Origin of the sequence: Bradyrhizobium diazoefficiens (genome assembly GCF_016616235.1) — a bacterium.
In the GTDB taxonomy this organism is placed as follows: domain Bacteria; phylum Pseudomonadota; class Alphaproteobacteria; order Rhizobiales; family Xanthobacteraceae; genus Bradyrhizobium; species Bradyrhizobium diazoefficiens_H.
In genome coordinates this window covers 571,116-587,887 of the sequence record NZ_CP067100.1, presented here as the reverse complement: position 1 = coordinate 587,887, position 16,772 = coordinate 571,116, and the positions used below count along the sequence as shown (strand labels likewise).

The following is a 16,772-nucleotide window of genomic DNA, read 5'->3' as shown; positions in this document are numbered from 1 at the left end:
GCGCGAACCCGGAAATCCATCGGGCCACACGCACGGCGGTGAAATGGGTTCCGGGTTCGATGCTCCGGGCCGCGCTTCGCTGTCCCGTCGCATCGCCCCGGAACGACGGTGTTAGTAGATGGACGGCTCGCCGACCGGCGCGCCGAAATCGGTCTCGAGAAAATCGAAGTCGCAGCCGTCATTGGCCTGCTTGATGTGCCTGGTGAACATCCAGCCATAGCCGCGCTCGAAGCGGGGCTCAGGCTGCTTCCAGGCGGCGCGGCGCTTATCGAGCTCGGCGTCGGGGACATCGAGATTGATGGTGCGCGCTGCGACATCGAGCGTGATCCGATCGCCGTTCCGCACCAGCGCCAGCGGGCCGCCGATGTAGGACTCGGGCGCGACATGCAGAATGCAGGCGCCATAGCTGGTGCCGCTCATGCGCGCATCCGAGATGCGCACCATGTCGCGCACGCCCTGCTTCACGAGTTTTGTCGGGATCGGCAACATGCCCCATTCCGGCATGCCCGGTCCGCCTTGCGGCCCGGCATTGCGCAGGATCAGGATGTGGTCCTCGCTGACGTCCAAATCGGGATCGTCGACCGCCTTCTTCATCGACGGATAATCGTCGAACACCAGCGCCGGCCCCGTGTGCTTGAGGAAGCGCGGCGCGCAGGCGCTTGGCTTGATAACGCAGCCGTCGGGCGCGAGATTGCCCTTGAGCACCGCGAGCGCGCCCTCCTTGTAGATGGGATTGTCGACCGAGCGGATCACGTCGGCATTGTGAACTTCAGCGCCGTCGATATTTTCGCCCAGCGTCTTGCCGGTCACGGTGACGCAGTCGAGATGCAGATGCGGCTTGATCTGACCCATCAGCGCTGGCAAGCCGCCGGCATAGAAGAAGTCTTCCATGAGGTAAGTATCGCCGCTCGGCCGGACGTTGGCGATGACCGGGACCTTGCGGCTGGCGACCTCGAAATCGTCGAGGCCGATGTCCTGGCCGGCGCGGCGGGCCTGCGCGATGAGATGGACGATGGCGTTGGTCGAGCAGCCCATCGCCATCGCCACCGCTATTGCGTTCTCGAATGCCTTGCGGGTCTGGATCGTTTTCGGCGTCAAGTCTTCCCACACCATCTCGACGATGCGGCGGCCGCATTCGGAGGCCATGCGGATGTGGTTGGCATCGGCGGCGGGAATCGAGGAGGCGCCCGGCAGCGTCATGCCGATCGCCTCGGCGATCGCGGTCATGGTCGAAGCCGTGCCCATCGTCATGCAGGTGCCGTAGCTCCGAGCGATGCCCGCTTCGATATCGAGCCAGTCCTTGTCGGAGATTTTTCCGGCGCGGCGCTCGTCCCAATATTTCCAGCCGTCGGAGCCGGAGCCGAGTGTCTTGCCCTTCCAGTTGCCGCGCAGCATCGGACCTGCCGGCAGATAGATCGCCGGGATGTTCATCGAGGTCGCCCCTAACAGCAGTGCCGGCGTCGTCTTGTCGCAGCCACCCATCAGCACCACGCCGTCGACGGGATGGCTGCGCAGCAGCTCCTCGGCGTCCATCGCCAGCAGGTTGCGGTAAAGCATGGTGGTGGGCTTGAGCAGCGATTCCGACAGCGACAGCGCCGGCAGCTCCAGCGGCAGGCCGCCCGCCATCAGGACGCCGCGCTTGACGTCGTCGACGCGCGACTTGAAGTGCATGTGGCAGGGCTGAGCGTCCGACCATGTGTTCAGGATCGCGATCATGGGGCGGTCCTTCCACTCCTCCGGCGCATAACCCATCTGCATGGTGCGGGAGCGGTGGCCGAACGAGCGGAGATCGTCGGGCGCGAACCAGCGCGTGCTGCGGAGCTGGTCGGGTGTTTTCTTCTTGGTCATGATTGGGTGCCCCATTTCTGGACCGTGTTCCGCTCAATGGCGCGGAAGATCAGGTTCTCGACAAAGAGCCCGATGATGATCACGGTCAAGAGGCCTGCGAACACCGCGGGTATGTCGAGCAGATTGCGGTTCTCGAAGATGAACCAGCCGAGCCCACCCTGCCCCGAGGAGACGCCGAACACCAGCTCGGCCGCGATCAGCGTGCGCCATGCAAAGGCCCAACCGATCTTGAGGCCGGTGAGGATCGAGCCGAACGCGGCAGGGATGAGGATCTTGGCCACGTAAGGCAGCCCGCGCAGGCCGTAGTTGCGCCCGACCATGCGCAGCGTGTTCGAGACGCTCTTGAAGCCGGAATGGGTGTTGAGCGCGACCGGCCATAGCACCGAATGGATCAGCACGAAGACGAGGCTGCCGTTGCCGAGCCCAAACCAGATCAGGGCCAGCGGCAGCAGCGCGATCGCTGGCAGCGGGTTGAACATCGCGGTGACGGTTTCGAGGAAGTCGGTGCCGATGCGGGTGGAGATCGCGAGGATCGTGAAGATCGCGGCCAGCACGATCCCGGCCGAATAGCCCATGAACAACACCTTCAGCGAGGTCCATGCCCGCATCGGGATCGTGCCGTCCCTGACGCGGTCGACCAGCGTCACGATGGTGTCGTGCAGCGTCGGAAACAGCAGCGGGTTGTCGAGAGTGACGCCGTAGGCTTCCCAGACCGCGGCCAGGAACAGGATGATGACGCTCTTGCGGACAAAGCCATCGTTCCAGAGCAGCTCGAGCACGCTCAGCTTGCGCTCGACCTCGCCTGCCCCGGTGGCGGCGACCGGCGCGTCACGCAGCAATATTCTCGCTTCGCCCATCAGCTGTTCCCTCAATGCGCTGTTGCTTCGCCGGCGAACAGGAGATCGTGGATCTCCTTCTCCAGCCGGCCGGCGCTGCCGTCTTCGTTCGAGACCTTGTCGACGTCGACCACCTCGGCCTTGACCCGGCCCGGATGCGGCGACAGCAGCAGGATGCGGTTGCCGATGCGGATCGCCTCCGCAATCGAATGCGTCACGAACAGCACCGTGAACCTGGTCTCGCTCCAGAGCTGGAGCAGCTCGTCCTGGCAGGTCCTGCGCGTCAGCGCATCGAGCGCGGCGAACGGCTCGTCCATGAGCAAAATGTCCGGCTCCATCGCCATGCCGCGCGCAATCGCAACGCGCTGCTTCATGCCGCCGGATAGCGTATGCGGATAGGCATCGACGACGCGGGTGAGGCCGACCTTCTCGATATAGGCCCGCGCCTTTGCCTCGGCGTCCCTGCGCGACAGTTTTCGCGCGGTGAGCAGCGGGAACATGACGTTGGCGAGCACGCTCTTCCAAGGCAGCAGCTGGTCGAACTCCTGGAAGATCATCATGCGGTCGGCGCCGGGCCCGTTGATCTCGCGATCGTTGATGCTCATGCGGCCTTCGCTCGGGCTCATGTAGCCGCCGACGGCCTTGAGCAAAGTGGACTTGCCGCAGCCGGACGGTCCGAGCAGCACGAAGCGGTCGGACTTGTCGACGGTGAAGCTCACCCTCTCGGTCGCGGTGACGACTGCGCTCGAGGTCTTGTAGCGCAGCGTCACGGAGTTGACGTCGAGCAGCGCCATCAGCTGCCCTTCAAGTCGTGCGCAACGGGGAGATAATAGTCGGTCCAGGCCTTGGGCTGGGTCTTCAGCGTGCCGGTCTTGTACAAATGCGCGGCGAATTTCATCGTACCCTGAGGCTCGAGATTCCACTCCATCATGCCGGGCTGCTTGAGAAGATCGAGCAGATCTTCCACGGTGGTCTTGTCGGCGGTGATCTCCTTGTAGATCTCGACCGCCTGTTTGGTGTCGCTGCGGATCAGGTCCTGCGCTTCCCTGGTGGCATCGCGCACCGCCTGGATGATTTTTGGATTGGCGTCGGCGAATTTGGTCGTGGTGAAGAACTGCGCCTGGCTCAGCGGACCGCCCATCACGTCGGGCGAGTTCAGCACGACATGCGCGCCCGGCACGTTCTTCAATTCGAGGAACGTGAACGGCGGAATCGAGAGGTGGGTGTGCACCTCGTGCTTGGGATTGGACAGCGCCGCATAGGCATCAGGATGGCCGAGCTGCACGGTGTTGGCGTCGAGCTTGGACCATTGGTCGGCGCCGAACGCCTCGGCGGCGGCGATCTGGAGCACGATCGCCTGGGTCGAGACCTTCACCGTCGGCACCGCGATCTTGTCGCCGGGGGCGAAATCCTTAATGGACTTGATGTTGGCGTCGCGGCTGATCAGCGTCATCGGCTGCGCCGAGGTCGCGACGATGCCCTTCACGCCGCCGCGGGTGCGGTCCCACAGCAGCAGCAGATTGCCGGTGCCGGTGTTGAGGATGTCGACGCCGCCGGCGAGCAGCGCATCGGTCTGCGCGCCGCCGCCGGAAAAGGTGACCCATTTGGTGGTGACGCCGGGAACGCCGAGCGCTGCCGCATGCTTCTCGATCAGCTTCAGCTTTTCCATGATGTGGCTCGGCATGTAGAAAATGCCGGGCTGGCGCGACAGCGCGACCTCGGATTTCTGCTGCGCCAGCGCGGTCGATGCCGAGAGCGCGGTCGCGGCAATCAGGATGCCAGCCGCGAGCTTGCTGCGAAGATGCTTAATCATTGTTGTGTGTTTCCTCCGGGTTAGCGCCGAGCTGCGTTGACCCTGGTGATGCACTAATATATTAGTGCATCAAAGGCAAGCGGGACCCGATATGGAAGTAGTCGCCTCCGCGCCACGCGCGCCCGCAAAGACGGCATCAAGGCTCGATCGCGCCCGACAGGCCGCGCCGCAGGTGTTCGAGCGCCTTCGCAACGCGATCATCGCGCTCGAACTGCCGCCGGGCGCGCCGCTGTCGCGCGCCGAGCTTGCCGGCCAGTTCGGCGTCAGCTCGACGCCGGTGCGCGATGCGCTGATGCGGCTCGAGGAAGAAGGCCTGGTCGACGTCTTCCCGCAGCACGCGACCGTGGTCAGCCGGATCGACATCGGCCGCGCCCAGCAGGCGCATTTCCTGCGTCAGGCACTCGAGCTGGAGATCGTCCGGCTCCTCGCCGCGAGCGCCGACGCTGCGCTGGTGATCCGCCTCGATCACGCCATCGCGCTGCAACAGCAATTCGCCAAGGCCGGTGAGTTCGAGGCGTTCATGGCCGGCGACAATGATTTTCACGGGCAGCTCTACGCCGCGGCCGGCAAGCAGGATTTGTGGACACTCGTCCGCAGCCGCAGCGGGCATATCGACCGGCTGCGCCGGCTGCATTTGCCTTCGCCCGGCAAAGCCCAGAACATCGTGCGCCATCACAGGCTGATCGCGCGCGCCATCGAGGCCGGCGATGCCGATGCCGCGCAACAGCACCTGCGCAAGCATCTGTCAGGCACGCTGAGCGAGCTGGATAATATCCGAAGCCATCACCCGGAATACCTGACCGACTAGGCTGCGATAACTCTTCGAACTTTAGAACAAATGTTCGGGCATGCGCGCCGATATCTCTGGGACCAGGTTCGGCGCCCAGTCCCATGGCTGGCGCAGGATGGTTCCAAGCCCCGTTCGGGCGGGACCTTGTGCACGGAAGCATGCATAATGACCACGCCGGGCCGAGGTGCGCCCGATGACCGCCGCAGCGTCGCGAAGTGCTTGCAGGCTGAACGGAATCCGCGCAACAATTTCGTATTTGATGGTTTGATTTGGGGGGCGGCGGAATGTCCCATCGCCCCGGAGGATGTCAGACGTGGCCAACATCCTGATCGTGGATGACGACCCGGCCGTACAGATCACGATCCGGCTGCTCCTGGAGAGGGCCGGGCATCGCGTCACCATCGCCGGCGATGGCCACCAGGGACTTGCGTTGTTCGAGGCCGGCCAGTTCGACCTGCTGTTCCTCGACATCTTCATGCCCGGCATGGACGGGCTGGAGACGATGCGCCGCATCCGGATGCTGCAGCCGGCCATGCCGATCATCGTCATTTCCGGCCGCTCGATCACGCCGGACGCCTATGCGGAGCCGGATTTCCTGAAGATGGCGACCAAGCTCGGCGCGGTGGCGAGCCTGCAGAAGCCGTTCCGGCCAGACGCCCTGCTCTCCGCGGTCAATGGCTGCCTGAGGGCGCGGGAGCCGGAGGGGTCCGATGTCAGCTCCGGCAACCGATGACGAGGTTGCCTCCTCTGCTGCAGGCAACAACAAGCACGGTCATACCGAAAGCCCAGCGAATATCCGCATGACGCTCGCAACGCGGCTGGCCATCGCGATGATCCTGCTGGTGACGGTGACCGTGGCCGCGGTCGGCTGGCTCGGCTATCGCAACATCACGCAGGCGGTCATTCCGCGCGTGCTGGAGCGAGTCGAAGCCCAGTCGCGCCTGCTGGCGACCAATCTGGAATCCTACGTTTCCGGCGTCCGTGGCGACCTGATCGGCTATCGCTCCGCCGCGGCGATCAACGGCCTGATCCGCGCCCACGTCGGCGGCGGAATTGACGCAGCCGACCGCGTTTCGGAGCAGACCTGGCGCGAGCGCATCGCGACGCGGCTCGCGGCCGAGATCGAGGCCAAGCCCAGCTACGGGCAGTTTCGCATCATCGGCCTCGACGACGACCAGCGCGAGCTGGTCCGCGTCGACCGCTCGGGCCCGAATGGAGCGGCACGGATCGTCCCCGACGGCGAGCTGGAGCGGAAGAGCGAGCGAGCCTACTTCCAGGAAACCATCCGGCTGGCGCCCGGCGAGATCTACGTTTCGCCGCTCGATCTCGCGACCCGCCAGGGCGGGACCACGACCGCGCACATTCCGACCCTGCGGGTCGCAACGCCCCTGTTCACGCCGGACGGCAAGCCGTTCGGCATCATCATCGCCAATATCGATATGCGCCCTGCCCTCGACCGCATCCGCGCGGCGACGAACTCGGGAGGAGCGATTTACGTCGTGAATTCGCGCGGCGACTATCTCGTCCATCCAGATCCCGCGCAAGAATTCGGCACTTTGCGCGGCCATCCGACAAACTGGCGCAATGACTTTCCATTTTTTGCGGCCATGGCCGGCACGCGGGAAGGGTCCACGCAGCTCACGGCCGACGGATTGGGCCGGCCGACCGGCGCGGCGATCGCACCGGCGCTGCTTGCCGGCAAGGAATGGATCGGGGTTATCGTGGCCGTTCCTCCCGCCGTGTTCGGCCGCGTGCCGGCCGCGATTCAGAAGGCGTCCCTGCTCGTCGGCGTGCTCGCCGTGCTCGCCGCGGCAGCGCTCGCAGTGCTGCTGGCGCGCTCATTGACCCGTCCGATCGGGCGCCTCACCGCGGCGGTGGAAGCCATCGGCAGCGGACGGCCGGCGGACATACCCGTCGATGCGAGCGGCGAGACCGGCGTGCTGGCGCGGGCCTTTGCCCAGATGGTGGAAGAGATGCGCGCGAAAACCGCCGCGCTCCAGCGCGAGATCCGGGAGCACCGCCGCACCGAGGCCGAACGAAACCATCACGCGGCGCGCGAGCAGCTGTTCAGCGCCGCCGTCGAATCGTCCGACGATGCGATCGTCATGCAGACGCTCGAGGCCATCATCACGGGCTGGAATCCCGCCGCCGAACGCCTTTATGGCTATTCGGCGGACGAGGCGATCGGTCAACCCACCTCGATCATCGTCCCGCCCGACCGCCGCGAGCAGGGCAAGGTCTATCTGGCGCGGATCGCCCGGGGCGAGCCGATCGAACGGTTCGAGACGGTACGTCTTCGCAAGGACGGCACGCCGGTCGAAATCTCACTCAGTCTCTCCCCCATCCGGGGGCCATCGGGCGAGATCATTGGCGCCTCTGGAAGCGCGCGCAGCCTCACCGATGCGCGGCGGGCCGAGCGGCAGCTCCAGCAGCAGATCGAGGAGCGCCGGCAGCTCTTCGACACCTCGCAGGATCTGATCATGATCATGGACTCGCGCGGCCATATCGCGCAGATCAGCCCGAGCTGCGAGACCGTTCTCGGCTACCGGCCCGACGACATGATCGGCCGCAGCGGCGCCGATTTCATCCATCCCGCCCATCTCGATCAGTCCCGCGAGGAAATGCGCGCGCTCCGGCGCGGCGGACGCCCCAAGCTCGGCGACACCCGCTGCTTCCACAAGGATGGGCGCGAAGTCTGGCTGTCCTGGCGCGGCAGCTGGTCCGATCAGGCCGACCGCTTCTTCTTCGTCGGACGCGACATGACCGAGGCGAGGCTTGCGGAGGAATCCTTGCGCGAAAGCGAGCAGCTCGCGCGCAACATCGTCGAGACCGCGCTCGACGCCTTCGTCCAGACCGACGATCGCAGCACCATCCTGAACTGGAGCTCGCGCGCCGAAGAGCTGTTCGGCTGGCGCCGCGACGAGGCGCTGGGCAGGAATGCCATCGACCTGATCGTCGCTCCCAGCGAGCGCCAGCGAGTCAAGACAGGTCTGTCGCGCTTCCTCGATTCCGGAGGCGGCCAGACGCTCAATCGCCGCCGCGAGCTCATGTGCTGCCGCCGCGACGGCAAGGAATTCAAGGCCGAGCTGAGCGTCACCGCGCTGAAGCGCCGCGACGGCCTGCTGTTCAACGTGTTCTACCGCGACTTGACCGACAAGATCGCGGCCGAGGAGCGCATCCGTCACGCCGAGAAGATGGAGGCAGTCGGCCAGCTCACCGGAGGCGTTGCGCACGACTTCAACAACATCCTCACCGTCATCACCGGAACGATCGAGATCCTGGCGGAGGCGGTGGAGAAGGAGCCGGAGCTTGCGGCGATCACCAAGATGATCGACGAGGCCGCCGGACGCGGCGCCGAGCTGACCCAGCATTTGCTTGCCTTCGCGCGCAAGCAGCCGCTCCAGCCGCGCGAGATCGACATCAACTCGCTGATCATCGACACCGCGAAGCTGTTGCGTCCGACGCTCGGCGAGCAGATCCAGATCGAATCGGTATTCGAGGACGAGACCTGCGTCGCGATCGTCGACCCCAACCAGCTCACCACCGCGATGCTCAACCTCGCGCTCAATGCCCGCGACGCCATGCCCGGCGGCGGCAAGCTGATCGTGGAGACGGGCGGCGCCTATCTCGACGAGGTCTATGCCAGCGTCAACGACGTCCGGCCGGGACACTATGTGCTGATCGCCGTGAGCGACACCGGCACCGGCATTCCCGCAAGCATGCTCGCCAGGGTGTTCGATCCCTTCTTCACCTCGAAGGGCCCCGGCAAGGGCACCGGGCTCGGGCTGTCGATGGTCTACGGCTTCATCAAGCAGTCCGCCGGCCACATCAAGATCTACAGCGAGGAAGGCCACGGCACCACGATCAAGATGTACCTGCCGCCCGGCAAGACGCCGACGGCGGTCGGCGAGGGCGTGACACCGGCCACGATCGAGGGCGGACACGAGACCATCCTCGTGGTCGAGGACGACCGGCTGGTGCGCGACTACGTGCTGGCGCAGCTGCATTCGCTGGGTTACCTCACTTTGCAGGCGGCGAACGCCGCCGAGGCGCTCGCGATCGTCGCCGCCGGCAAGCCGTTCGATCTGCTGTTCACCGACGTCATCATGCCCGGCAAGATGAACGGACGGCAGCTCGCCGACGAGCTGATGAAGACGCGTCCCGATCTGAAGGTGGTCTACACATCAGGCTATACCGAGAATGCGATCATCCATCACGGCCGGCTGGATTCGGGCGTGCTGCTGCTGGCGAAGCCTTATCGCAAGTCTGATCTGGCGCGGATCATCCGCAAGGCGCTGAATGGCTGAGGCGCGATCTCGTGTCCCGGCTCAGCATGCGCTGCGTCCGGGGCACGAGAGAGGATGGCCGCTCGCCCTACGACGCGCGCTGGGCCGCGGTCATCACGATGCGGATCAGGTCGGCGGCATTGCGCGCGCCGAGCTTCTTCATGATGTTGGCGCGGTGGTCCTCGATGGTGCGCGGGCTGATGCCGAGCGTGCGGCCGGCTTCCTTGTTGGACGCACCGGAGGCAAACTGCTCGAGCACCTCGCGCTCGCGCCGCGTCAGCGGCTCGCGCCCGGGGAAATGCAGCGAGCCGAATTTCGGCGAGGCGTTTTCCGCCTGCCTGCGTGCATAGGCTCCGATCGCCTCGTCGAGCCGGCCGACGATCTCGCTGCCGCGGAACGGCTTCTCGATGAAGTCGAGCGCGCCGCTCTTGATCGCGCCCACCGCCATGGCGATGTCGCCCTGCCCGGAGATCATGAAGATCGGCGCCGGATAATCCTCGCCGTGCAGCTCCTTCAGGATGTCGAGGCCCGACTTTCCGGGAATGTGTACGTCGAGCAGGATCGCAGCCGGTGTGCGGTTTCGCGCGACGGAGAGCAGCGCTGCGCCGTCCGCAAAACAGATCACCTCATAGCCCGCCGCCTTCAACACCATCGACAGGGTGTCGCGAACGGCAGGGTCGTCGTCGACCACGAAGATTTCACCGCGAGAGTTTTGTTCGGCCATGTGCCACATCCAGTTGGCATGAAGGACTCGCGTCCGCACCAACTGTTATGGCGTTCGGCGCGGATTCGGCCCACCCGTATTTGTACGGGACATGGACTTAACGCACAAGTAGCGGCAGGGTGCCTTATTGCGGGGAACGGAGAATATCCATGCTGAATTACACCGGCACACCCCCGCTCGCCGCGATCGCCGACACTGACAGCCGTCAGTTGATCGCAGCCGAACTTCGCTCTCTGATCGCGCGCATCGAGATCAGTATGCGTCTGATCGATGCCGCCATGGAGCGCGAAGACGATAGCGCTATCGCGGGTTCCAGCGAGATTGTCGTGCTCGACGACATCACGCCCCGCTATGCTACGGCGAGCGCGGCCCTCAACGCCTGCCGCGCAGAGCTCGACCACGCCCTGCAACAATTGTCCGAATCTGGCAGCGCAGCGTAAGCCGCAATGAGCGCGGCTGACCTGCCGCGGCTGATTGCATGGCAGCTCCGCGCCTCAGGCGCGGTGCCGTTCCACGATCGCGTCGGTGGCGACGCCACCCCAGGTGTGGATCGCCGGCAGGCCCATCGCGGTCTTGCCGAGATTAGCGAGGCTGATGCGCAGGGCCGCGAGGTCGAGCGGCTTCGGCAGGCTCTGCAGACCAATCCCGACCGAGCGGGCGAAGCTGCGGGCGGCGCTGCGGCGCTTGCCGTCCATGCCGCTGACGACGATCACGGCACCGGCGAATTTCGCCGCCGCCATCTCGCGCAGCACGTCGATGCCATCGCCGTCCTCCAGCACGAGATCGAGCGTCACGCAGTCGAAGCGCGCGGCACGGAGCTTCTCGATCGCCTCCGCGACGGACGGCGCCACCGTGACCTCGTGGCCGGCCTGCTTGGCGGCGACCGTGATCAGGCTGCGCTGCGTGGCGTCGTCGTCGACCACCAGAAGCTGAAGCGCACGCCGCTCGGCGACGTCGGGCAGGTTGGAGGAGATGGGCGAGAGGGAGCTTCTGGGCATTGCCGAATCCTGAGATTGAGACCTGCCATGGATACAAGGTTCGCGCTTAGGCGGCGTAAAGCGGCGACGTCAAATTCATTCGGATGTTTCAGCAAATCTAAAGCAACATGGCGGAAAACGCGCAGTCGCCGCGCGCGGATCACGCCGCGGCGTCGTGGCCGCCGGCTGCGCCGCGCTTCTTCCTGTTCTTGCCGCGCAGGAATTGGATGTCCATCTCGGCGCCATTGACGCGCACCAGCTCGCAGCGGCGATAGGCAAGACCGGTGGACGACAGCAGCAGGAAGAACTCCTTCAGGTTCAGGCCCTGGATCGAGCCTTCCACCGTGAGGATGGCGTCGGTGTCGGAGATCGCATTGAGCTTGCAGTCGCGGCGCCAGGTGCCGTCGATGGCCATGATGCAGACATCATAGCCGCGGCTGAAGGTGACGCGCTCCGCGCCTTTGCCATCCTCGGTCATGCCTATCGTCCTGCCAATACTGCCATGCGCGCCGGCGCGCCGGCGGCGACAACCGGCTTGGCGGCTGCGGCGCGCGGATCGTTCGGCTTGTAGAGGCCGCGCCGCTCCGGAATCGGCCTGAACGTATCGGTCAGCCCGACAACGGTTTCGGCCGCACCGAGCACCAGGAAGCCGTCACCTTCGATCTGCCGCGCCAGACGGTTGAAGATGTTGATCTTGGTATCCTGGTCGAAATAGATCAGCACGTTGCGGCAGAAGATAACGTCGAAGGTGCCGAGCTGGGCGAAATCGTGCAGCAGGTTGAGCTGGCGGTGCTGGATCATCGCCCGCAATTCGGGATTGATCTGCCAGGTCTCGCCGGTCTGCTTGAAATATTTGACCAGCATGTGGATGGGCAGGCCGCGCTGCACCTCGAACTGGCTGTAGATGCCGGCCCTGGCCTTCTCCAGGACTTCCTGCGACAGGTCGGTCGCGATGATCTCGACGCGCCAGCCGGTGAGGGCCGCGCCCATCTCCTTCAAGCACATCGCCAGCGAATAAGGCTCCTGTCCCGTCGAACCGGCGGCGCACCAGATGCGCAGGCTGCGGCGTGCCGCGCGCGCCTTGATGACCTCGGGCATGATGGTGTCGCGGAAATGATCGAATGGGACCTTGTCGCGGAAGAAGAAGGTCTCGTTGGTGGTCATGGCTTCGACCACGCTGGCGATCAGCACGCTGGAGCCGGCCTGAAGCTTCTGCACGAGCTCGGTGAGGCCGGCGAATCCGGCCTTGCGCGCCAGCGGCAGCAGGCGGCTTTCGATCAGATATTGCTTGTCTGCGGACAGGTCGAGACCGGAATGATCCTTCAGAAACTTACGCAGATACTCGTACTCGGTCGGGGTCACGGATGGCCTCTTCGAAGCTTGTACTGGAACACTCTGGCCGGACACTCTGGCCAGACACACTCAGACCATGGCTTGTCCGACCGGGATCAGACCAACTTCGGCGAACTTGTCCGCGATGATGTCTTTGTCGAAGGGCTTCATGATGTACTCGTTGGCGCCGCCGCTCAGCGCCTGGGCGATGTGAGCCACATTGTTCTCGGTGGTGCAGAACACCACTTTCGGCTGGTCGCCGCCGGGCAAGCGGCGCATGTGGCCCATGAACTCGAAGCCGTCCATCACGGGCATGTTCCAGTCGAGCAGCACCGCATCGGGCAGCTGCTTCTGGCAGATCTCCAGCGCCTTGGAGCCGTCCTCGGCCTCGGTGACCTGGAATTCCAGGCCTTCCAGGATCCGGCGCGCGATCTTGCGCACGACACTGGAATCATCGACCACCAAACACGTTTTCATCTTGGTTCTCCGGCTTCGATGTTTCGTCGGCTCACGCAGCCATCTGCACTTCTGTCTTCAGCTCGAGCACGCGATCGACGTCGAGGACGACCATGAGCTGGCCGTCGAGGCGGTGGACGCCGCCGGCGAGCTTGGCCATGCGGGGGTCGAGGTTGACGGGGTTTTCCTCCTTGCCGTCCTCGGCAAGGCGCAAGACCTCGCCGATCTGGTCGATCAGCAGGCCGTAGGATTCGCCGCGCAGATCGACCCCGACCGCCATCGGCGCCTTGCCGTCCTCGGGCCTCGGCAGGCCGAGCCGGGCGCGCATGTCGACCACGGTGACGATGCGGCCGCGCAGGTTCAAAACGCCCGCGATCTCGCGCGAGGACAAGGGCACGCGGGTGACGCGCTCGGGCATGAACACGTCCTGGACGCGGGAGATCGGCAGGCCGAACAGCTGGCCGCCGATCATCGCGGTGACGTATTCGACCATGGCGCCTTCAGTGGACTGGGTCTTCTTGCTCATCGGCGTATCTCCTCCATCCGTCCTAGGCGGCTGCCCGGCTCAGCTCGGAAGCGCCGGCGGCGCCCGCGGTCTGCTCCTTCAGCGCCGCGATCAGGCCGGGACGGTCGAACTTGGCGACATAGTCGTGGAAGCCGGCCTGCCGGCCGCGCTCGATCGCCGCCGGCGACACCAGCGCCGAGAGGCCGATGATCGGCGTCGATGCGAGGTTGTTGTCGGAGCGGATCACTTCCGCGAACTCGAAGCCGTTCATGTCGGGCATCTCGATGTCGGTCAGGATCACGTCGAAGTTTTGCGCGCGGAGCGCAGCCAGGCCCTCCTGCGCGGTCGGCGCGGTGCGGACGCGATAGCCGGCGGCCTTCAGGACGGGTGCCAGCATGTTGCGGAAGAACGCGCTGTCGTCGACCAGCAGCACCGACTGCGCGTGCATCGAAGGCTTCATCTCCTTGCGGGTGAACCAGTCGGCGAATGCCATCGGCAGGAAGTGGCCGACGTCGATCACCTCGGTGGCCTGGCCCTTGATCACGGCCGAGCCGAGAATGCCGCTGGCCGAGCCGCCGACCTCGATGTTGAGGCGCTCCTCGACGATGTCGATGATCTCGTCGACGACGAGGCCCATCGAGCGGCCGTCATCGGCGAACACCAGGATCGGCTGGACGCCCTGCGTGGCGATGGTGACGCTCTCCATGGCCACCAGCGGCATCAGCTGCTCGCGGTACTGCACCATGTAGCGACCGTTACTGAACTCGATCTTGTCGGCGGGAAGCTCCTCCAGGCGGGTGACCAGCCCGAGCGGAACCGCCTTGGGCTGCGACGAGCCGGCGCGGAACACCAGGAGCGAGGTGGTCTGCTCGCCCGAGCCGATGTGATGGCCGGCGGCCTCGTCGGCCATGTCATGGGCCGAGGAGCCGGAGGCGCCGAGCGCTTTGGCAATGCCGTTGGGGTCGATGATCATGATGACGGCGCCATCGCCCAGAATGGTGTTGCCGGAGAACATGTCGATGTGACGCAGCTTGGTCGACATCGGCTTGACCACGATCTCTTCGGTGTGGAACACGCCGTCGACGACGATGCCAAAGGTCTGGCTGCCGACTTGGGTCACCACGATGAAGCCGTTCTCGGGATCGCTGGCGGCGCCGTCGTCGATCTTCAAGAGCTTCTTGAGGTGGATCAGCGGCAGCAGCTTGTTGCGCAGGCGCAGGACCGCGGTGTCCTTGATGCGCTCGATGCGGTGCTCCGAGTTGGCGCGGGCCCGGACCAGCTCGACGACGGAGAGCTGCGGGATGGCAAAACGGTCGCCGGCCGCTTCCACGATCAGGGCGGAGACGATCGCCAGGGTCAGCGGGATCTTGATGGTGACGGAGGAGCCCTCGCCGGCCACGCTCTTGATGTCGATGGTGCCGCCGATCTGGTCGATATTGGTGCGGACCACGTCCATGCCGACGCCGCGGCCCGAGACCGAGGTGATGGCGGCCGCGGTCGAGAAGCCCGGCGCGAAGATGAACTTGTGGATCTGCGCTTCGCTCATCTTCTCCAGCTCGGCCTCGGTGACGAGACCTGACGAGAGCGCCTTGGCCTTGATCTTCTCGGTGTTGAGGCCGCGGCCGTTGTCGGCGATGCAGATGATGATGTGACCGCCCTCGTGATAGGCGGAGAGGCGAATGGTGCCCTGCTCGCCCTTGCCGGCAGCGAGGCGCTCGGCGGGGGTCTCCAGGCCATGGTCGGCGGAGTTGCGCACCATGTGGGTGAGCGGATCCTTGATCAGGTCGAGCACCTGGCGGTCGAGCTCGGTGTCGGCGCCGTGCATCTCCAATTCGATCTGCTTGCCGAGTTCTGAGGAGAGATCGCGGACGATGCGAGGCAGCTTCTGCCAGGCATTGCCGATCGGCTGCATGCGCGTCTTCATGACGCCTTCCTGCAGCTCGGCGGTGACGTTGGAGAGGCGCTGCAACGGCACCTTGAACTCGGTGTCCTCGTTGCGGCGGGAGATCTCCAAGAGCTGGTTGCGGGTCAAGACCAGCTCGGAGACCATGGTCATCAAATGCTCCAGCGTATCCACGTTGACGCGGATCGACTGGTTGGCGATGCGGTCGCCCTCGCCCATGACCTCGTCGGCCATCGACTTCTTCGGTGCGGCTTTTTCCTTGGCCGGCTTGGCGGCTTCCTTCGCAGCGGGCGCGGGCGCTTCAGCAGTCGGCGTGGGCTCCGCCTTGGCAACGGGCGCAGGTGCGGGCGCTTCGATCGCGGTCTCGCGGAAGGCGCGCTCGAGCTCGTCCAGCGAGACCTCGCCCGGGCGCAGCGGGCGCTCCAGGGTCTGGTCGATCAGCATGCCCTGGGTCATTGCTTTTGCGGGCGCCGGCTTGCTCTCGGCCTCGGCAACCGGCGCTTCCGGCACCAGCGGCGGCGCCTCGGCAACGGGAGCTCCAGCGGCCATCGCCGCCATGCCCTGCTCGACCATCGCCTCAAGCTTGTCGATGAGGTCGCGGTCGTTGCCCTCGGGCTCGGCTTCGGTTGCCTCCAGGCCGGCGAGGATCTCCTTGATGCGGTCGATCGAGGACAGGATCACCGTCACCGCCTGCCCGGTCACCGGCATGCCGTCGCGGAATTTGCCCATCAAGGTCTCGCCGGCATGCGCCAACGCTTCCAGCCGCGGCAGGCCCAGGAAGCCGCAGGTGCCCTTGATGGTGTGGACCAGGCGGAAGATGTTATCCAGGATCTTGGCGTTGTTCGGCTCCTGCTCGAACTTCACCAGCTGATTGTCGACAGTGTCCAGGCTCTCGCTGGTCTCCGTCAAAAACTCCCGCAACAGATCATCCATGCGTTACGCCTTACTGACCCCGACCTGCCTGGCCTCGACGCCGCAGCCGCGCTTGGCATCGACGGAAGCCCTCTTCTGGATCGTTAGACATCCCCTTTCACGGTCCCGTTAATTTCAGCCTCCGTGCTAATACGGATATTGAAGAGAAGTTTGCGATTTGGCTGCGTGGGGGAGGGCTTTTCGGCAAAACCGGCGCAGCGCCGCGGCCGGGAAAGGAATGAGGTAAACGCGGCGATAACAGCGGCGATGTGCGCGGGAAAGCGTTGACCGTGAAGGGCGATAGGCCAGGCGCGTACCCGCAAACGGGCGCCCGCGCGACCACCGATTCCTGCTTGGCCGAAATTCGGCAAAATTCGCGCTTGCGGTAAA

Annotated in this window: 15 protein-coding genes; 4 read left to right on the top strand and 11 right to left on the bottom strand. The window is 65.2% G+C overall.

All coding sequences use genetic code 11. The features are described from left to right. Window positions 1–111: 111 nt before the first annotated feature. The 4 genes from araD to JJB99_RS02760 are packed head-to-tail and all read right to left on the bottom strand — an operon-like array spanning window position 112 to window position 4,497. Window positions 112–1,848: an L-arabinonate dehydratase gene (gene araD, locus JJB99_RS02775; RefSeq protein ID WP_200497286.1), complete on the bottom strand. Its 1,737-nt coding sequence runs from the start codon at window positions 1,846–1,848 to the stop codon at window positions 112–114. Next, entirely contained in the window at window positions 1,845–2,705 is an 861-nt protein-coding gene (locus tag JJB99_RS02770) for an ABC transporter permease (protein WP_200497285.1), read from the bottom strand. Before JJB99_RS02770 ends, araD begins: the two co-directional genes overlap by 4 nt. A gap of 11 nt (window positions 2,706–2,716) precedes the next feature. Continuing rightward, complete coding sequence (locus JJB99_RS02765; RefSeq protein ID WP_200497284.1) at window positions 2,717–3,478, bottom strand: ABC transporter ATP-binding protein; 762 nt, start codon at window positions 3,476–3,478, stop codon at window positions 2,717–2,719. Beyond that, on the bottom strand, window positions 3,478–4,497 hold the full coding sequence (locus JJB99_RS02760) for an ABC transporter substrate-binding protein (RefSeq protein ID WP_200497283.1): 1,020 nt from the start codon (window positions 4,495–4,497) through the stop codon (window positions 3,478–3,480). The genes JJB99_RS02765 and JJB99_RS02760 overlap by 1 nt, the downstream gene beginning before the upstream one ends. A 91-nt stretch (window positions 4,498–4,588) precedes the next feature. Here JJB99_RS02760 and JJB99_RS02755 point away from each other — a divergent pair, with 91 nt between their 5' ends. From JJB99_RS02755 to JJB99_RS02745, 3 genes are all read left to right on the top strand, one after another. Then, entirely contained in the window at window positions 4,589–5,305 is a 717-nt protein-coding gene (locus JJB99_RS02755) for a GntR family transcriptional regulator (RefSeq protein ID WP_200497282.1), read from the top strand. Window positions 5,306–5,600: 295 nt separating this feature from the next. Further along, window positions 5,601–6,020 carry a response regulator gene (locus JJB99_RS02750; protein ID WP_200497281.1) on the top strand — a complete coding sequence of 140 codons (420 nt, stop codon included), beginning with the start codon at window positions 5,601–5,603 and terminating at the stop codon, window positions 6,018–6,020. Then, window positions 5,998–9,594: a PAS domain S-box protein gene (locus JJB99_RS02745; protein WP_200497280.1), complete on the top strand. Its 3,597-nt coding sequence runs from the start codon at window positions 5,998–6,000 to the stop codon at window positions 9,592–9,594. Before JJB99_RS02750 ends, JJB99_RS02745 begins: the two co-directional genes overlap by 23 nt. Window positions 9,595–9,661: 67 nt before the next feature. Here the strand turns inward: JJB99_RS02745 and JJB99_RS02740 are convergent, their stop codons facing one another. Further along, a complete protein-coding gene (locus JJB99_RS02740; protein ID WP_200497279.1) occupies window positions 9,662–10,297 on the bottom strand; it encodes a response regulator transcription factor in 636 nt (211 codons plus the stop codon). Window positions 10,298–10,446: 149 nt separating this feature from the next. On the opposite strand from JJB99_RS02740, the gene JJB99_RS02735 reads away from it, so the two are divergent. Next, entirely contained in the window at window positions 10,447–10,737 is a 291-nt protein-coding gene (locus tag JJB99_RS02735) for a hypothetical protein (RefSeq protein ID WP_200497278.1), read from the top strand. 54 nt (window positions 10,738–10,791) lie between these two features. Here JJB99_RS02735 and JJB99_RS02730 read toward each other — a convergent pair whose 3' ends face one another. From JJB99_RS02730 to JJB99_RS02705, 6 genes are all read right to left on the bottom strand, one after another. Beyond that, window positions 10,792–11,295, bottom strand: coding sequence for a response regulator (locus JJB99_RS02730; RefSeq protein ID WP_200497277.1), 504 nt, complete (start codon window positions 11,293–11,295; stop codon window positions 10,792–10,794). 139 nt (window positions 11,296–11,434) lie between these two features. Then, on the bottom strand, window positions 11,435–11,752 hold the full coding sequence (locus tag JJB99_RS02725) for a PilZ domain-containing protein (RefSeq protein ID WP_200497276.1): 318 nt from the start codon (window positions 11,750–11,752) through the stop codon (window positions 11,435–11,437). A gap of 2 nt (window positions 11,753–11,754) precedes the next feature. Then, window positions 11,755–12,636, bottom strand: coding sequence for a CheR family methyltransferase (locus JJB99_RS02720; RefSeq protein ID WP_200497275.1), 882 nt, complete (start codon window positions 12,634–12,636; stop codon window positions 11,755–11,757). Between the two features lie 60 nt (window positions 12,637–12,696). Beyond that, entirely contained in the window at window positions 12,697–13,083 is a 387-nt protein-coding gene (locus JJB99_RS02715) for a response regulator (RefSeq protein ID WP_027563594.1), read from the bottom strand. A 31-nt stretch (window positions 13,084–13,114) separates the two neighbouring features. Beyond that, on the bottom strand, window positions 13,115–13,588 hold the full coding sequence (locus tag JJB99_RS02710; protein WP_200497274.1) for a chemotaxis protein CheW: 474 nt from the start codon (window positions 13,586–13,588) through the stop codon (window positions 13,115–13,117). 22 nt (window positions 13,589–13,610) lie between these two features. Next, window positions 13,611–16,403, bottom strand: coding sequence for a hybrid sensor histidine kinase/response regulator (locus JJB99_RS02705; protein WP_200495935.1), 2,793 nt, complete (start codon window positions 16,401–16,403; stop codon window positions 13,611–13,613). Between the last annotated feature and the right edge of the window lie 369 nt (window positions 16,404–16,772).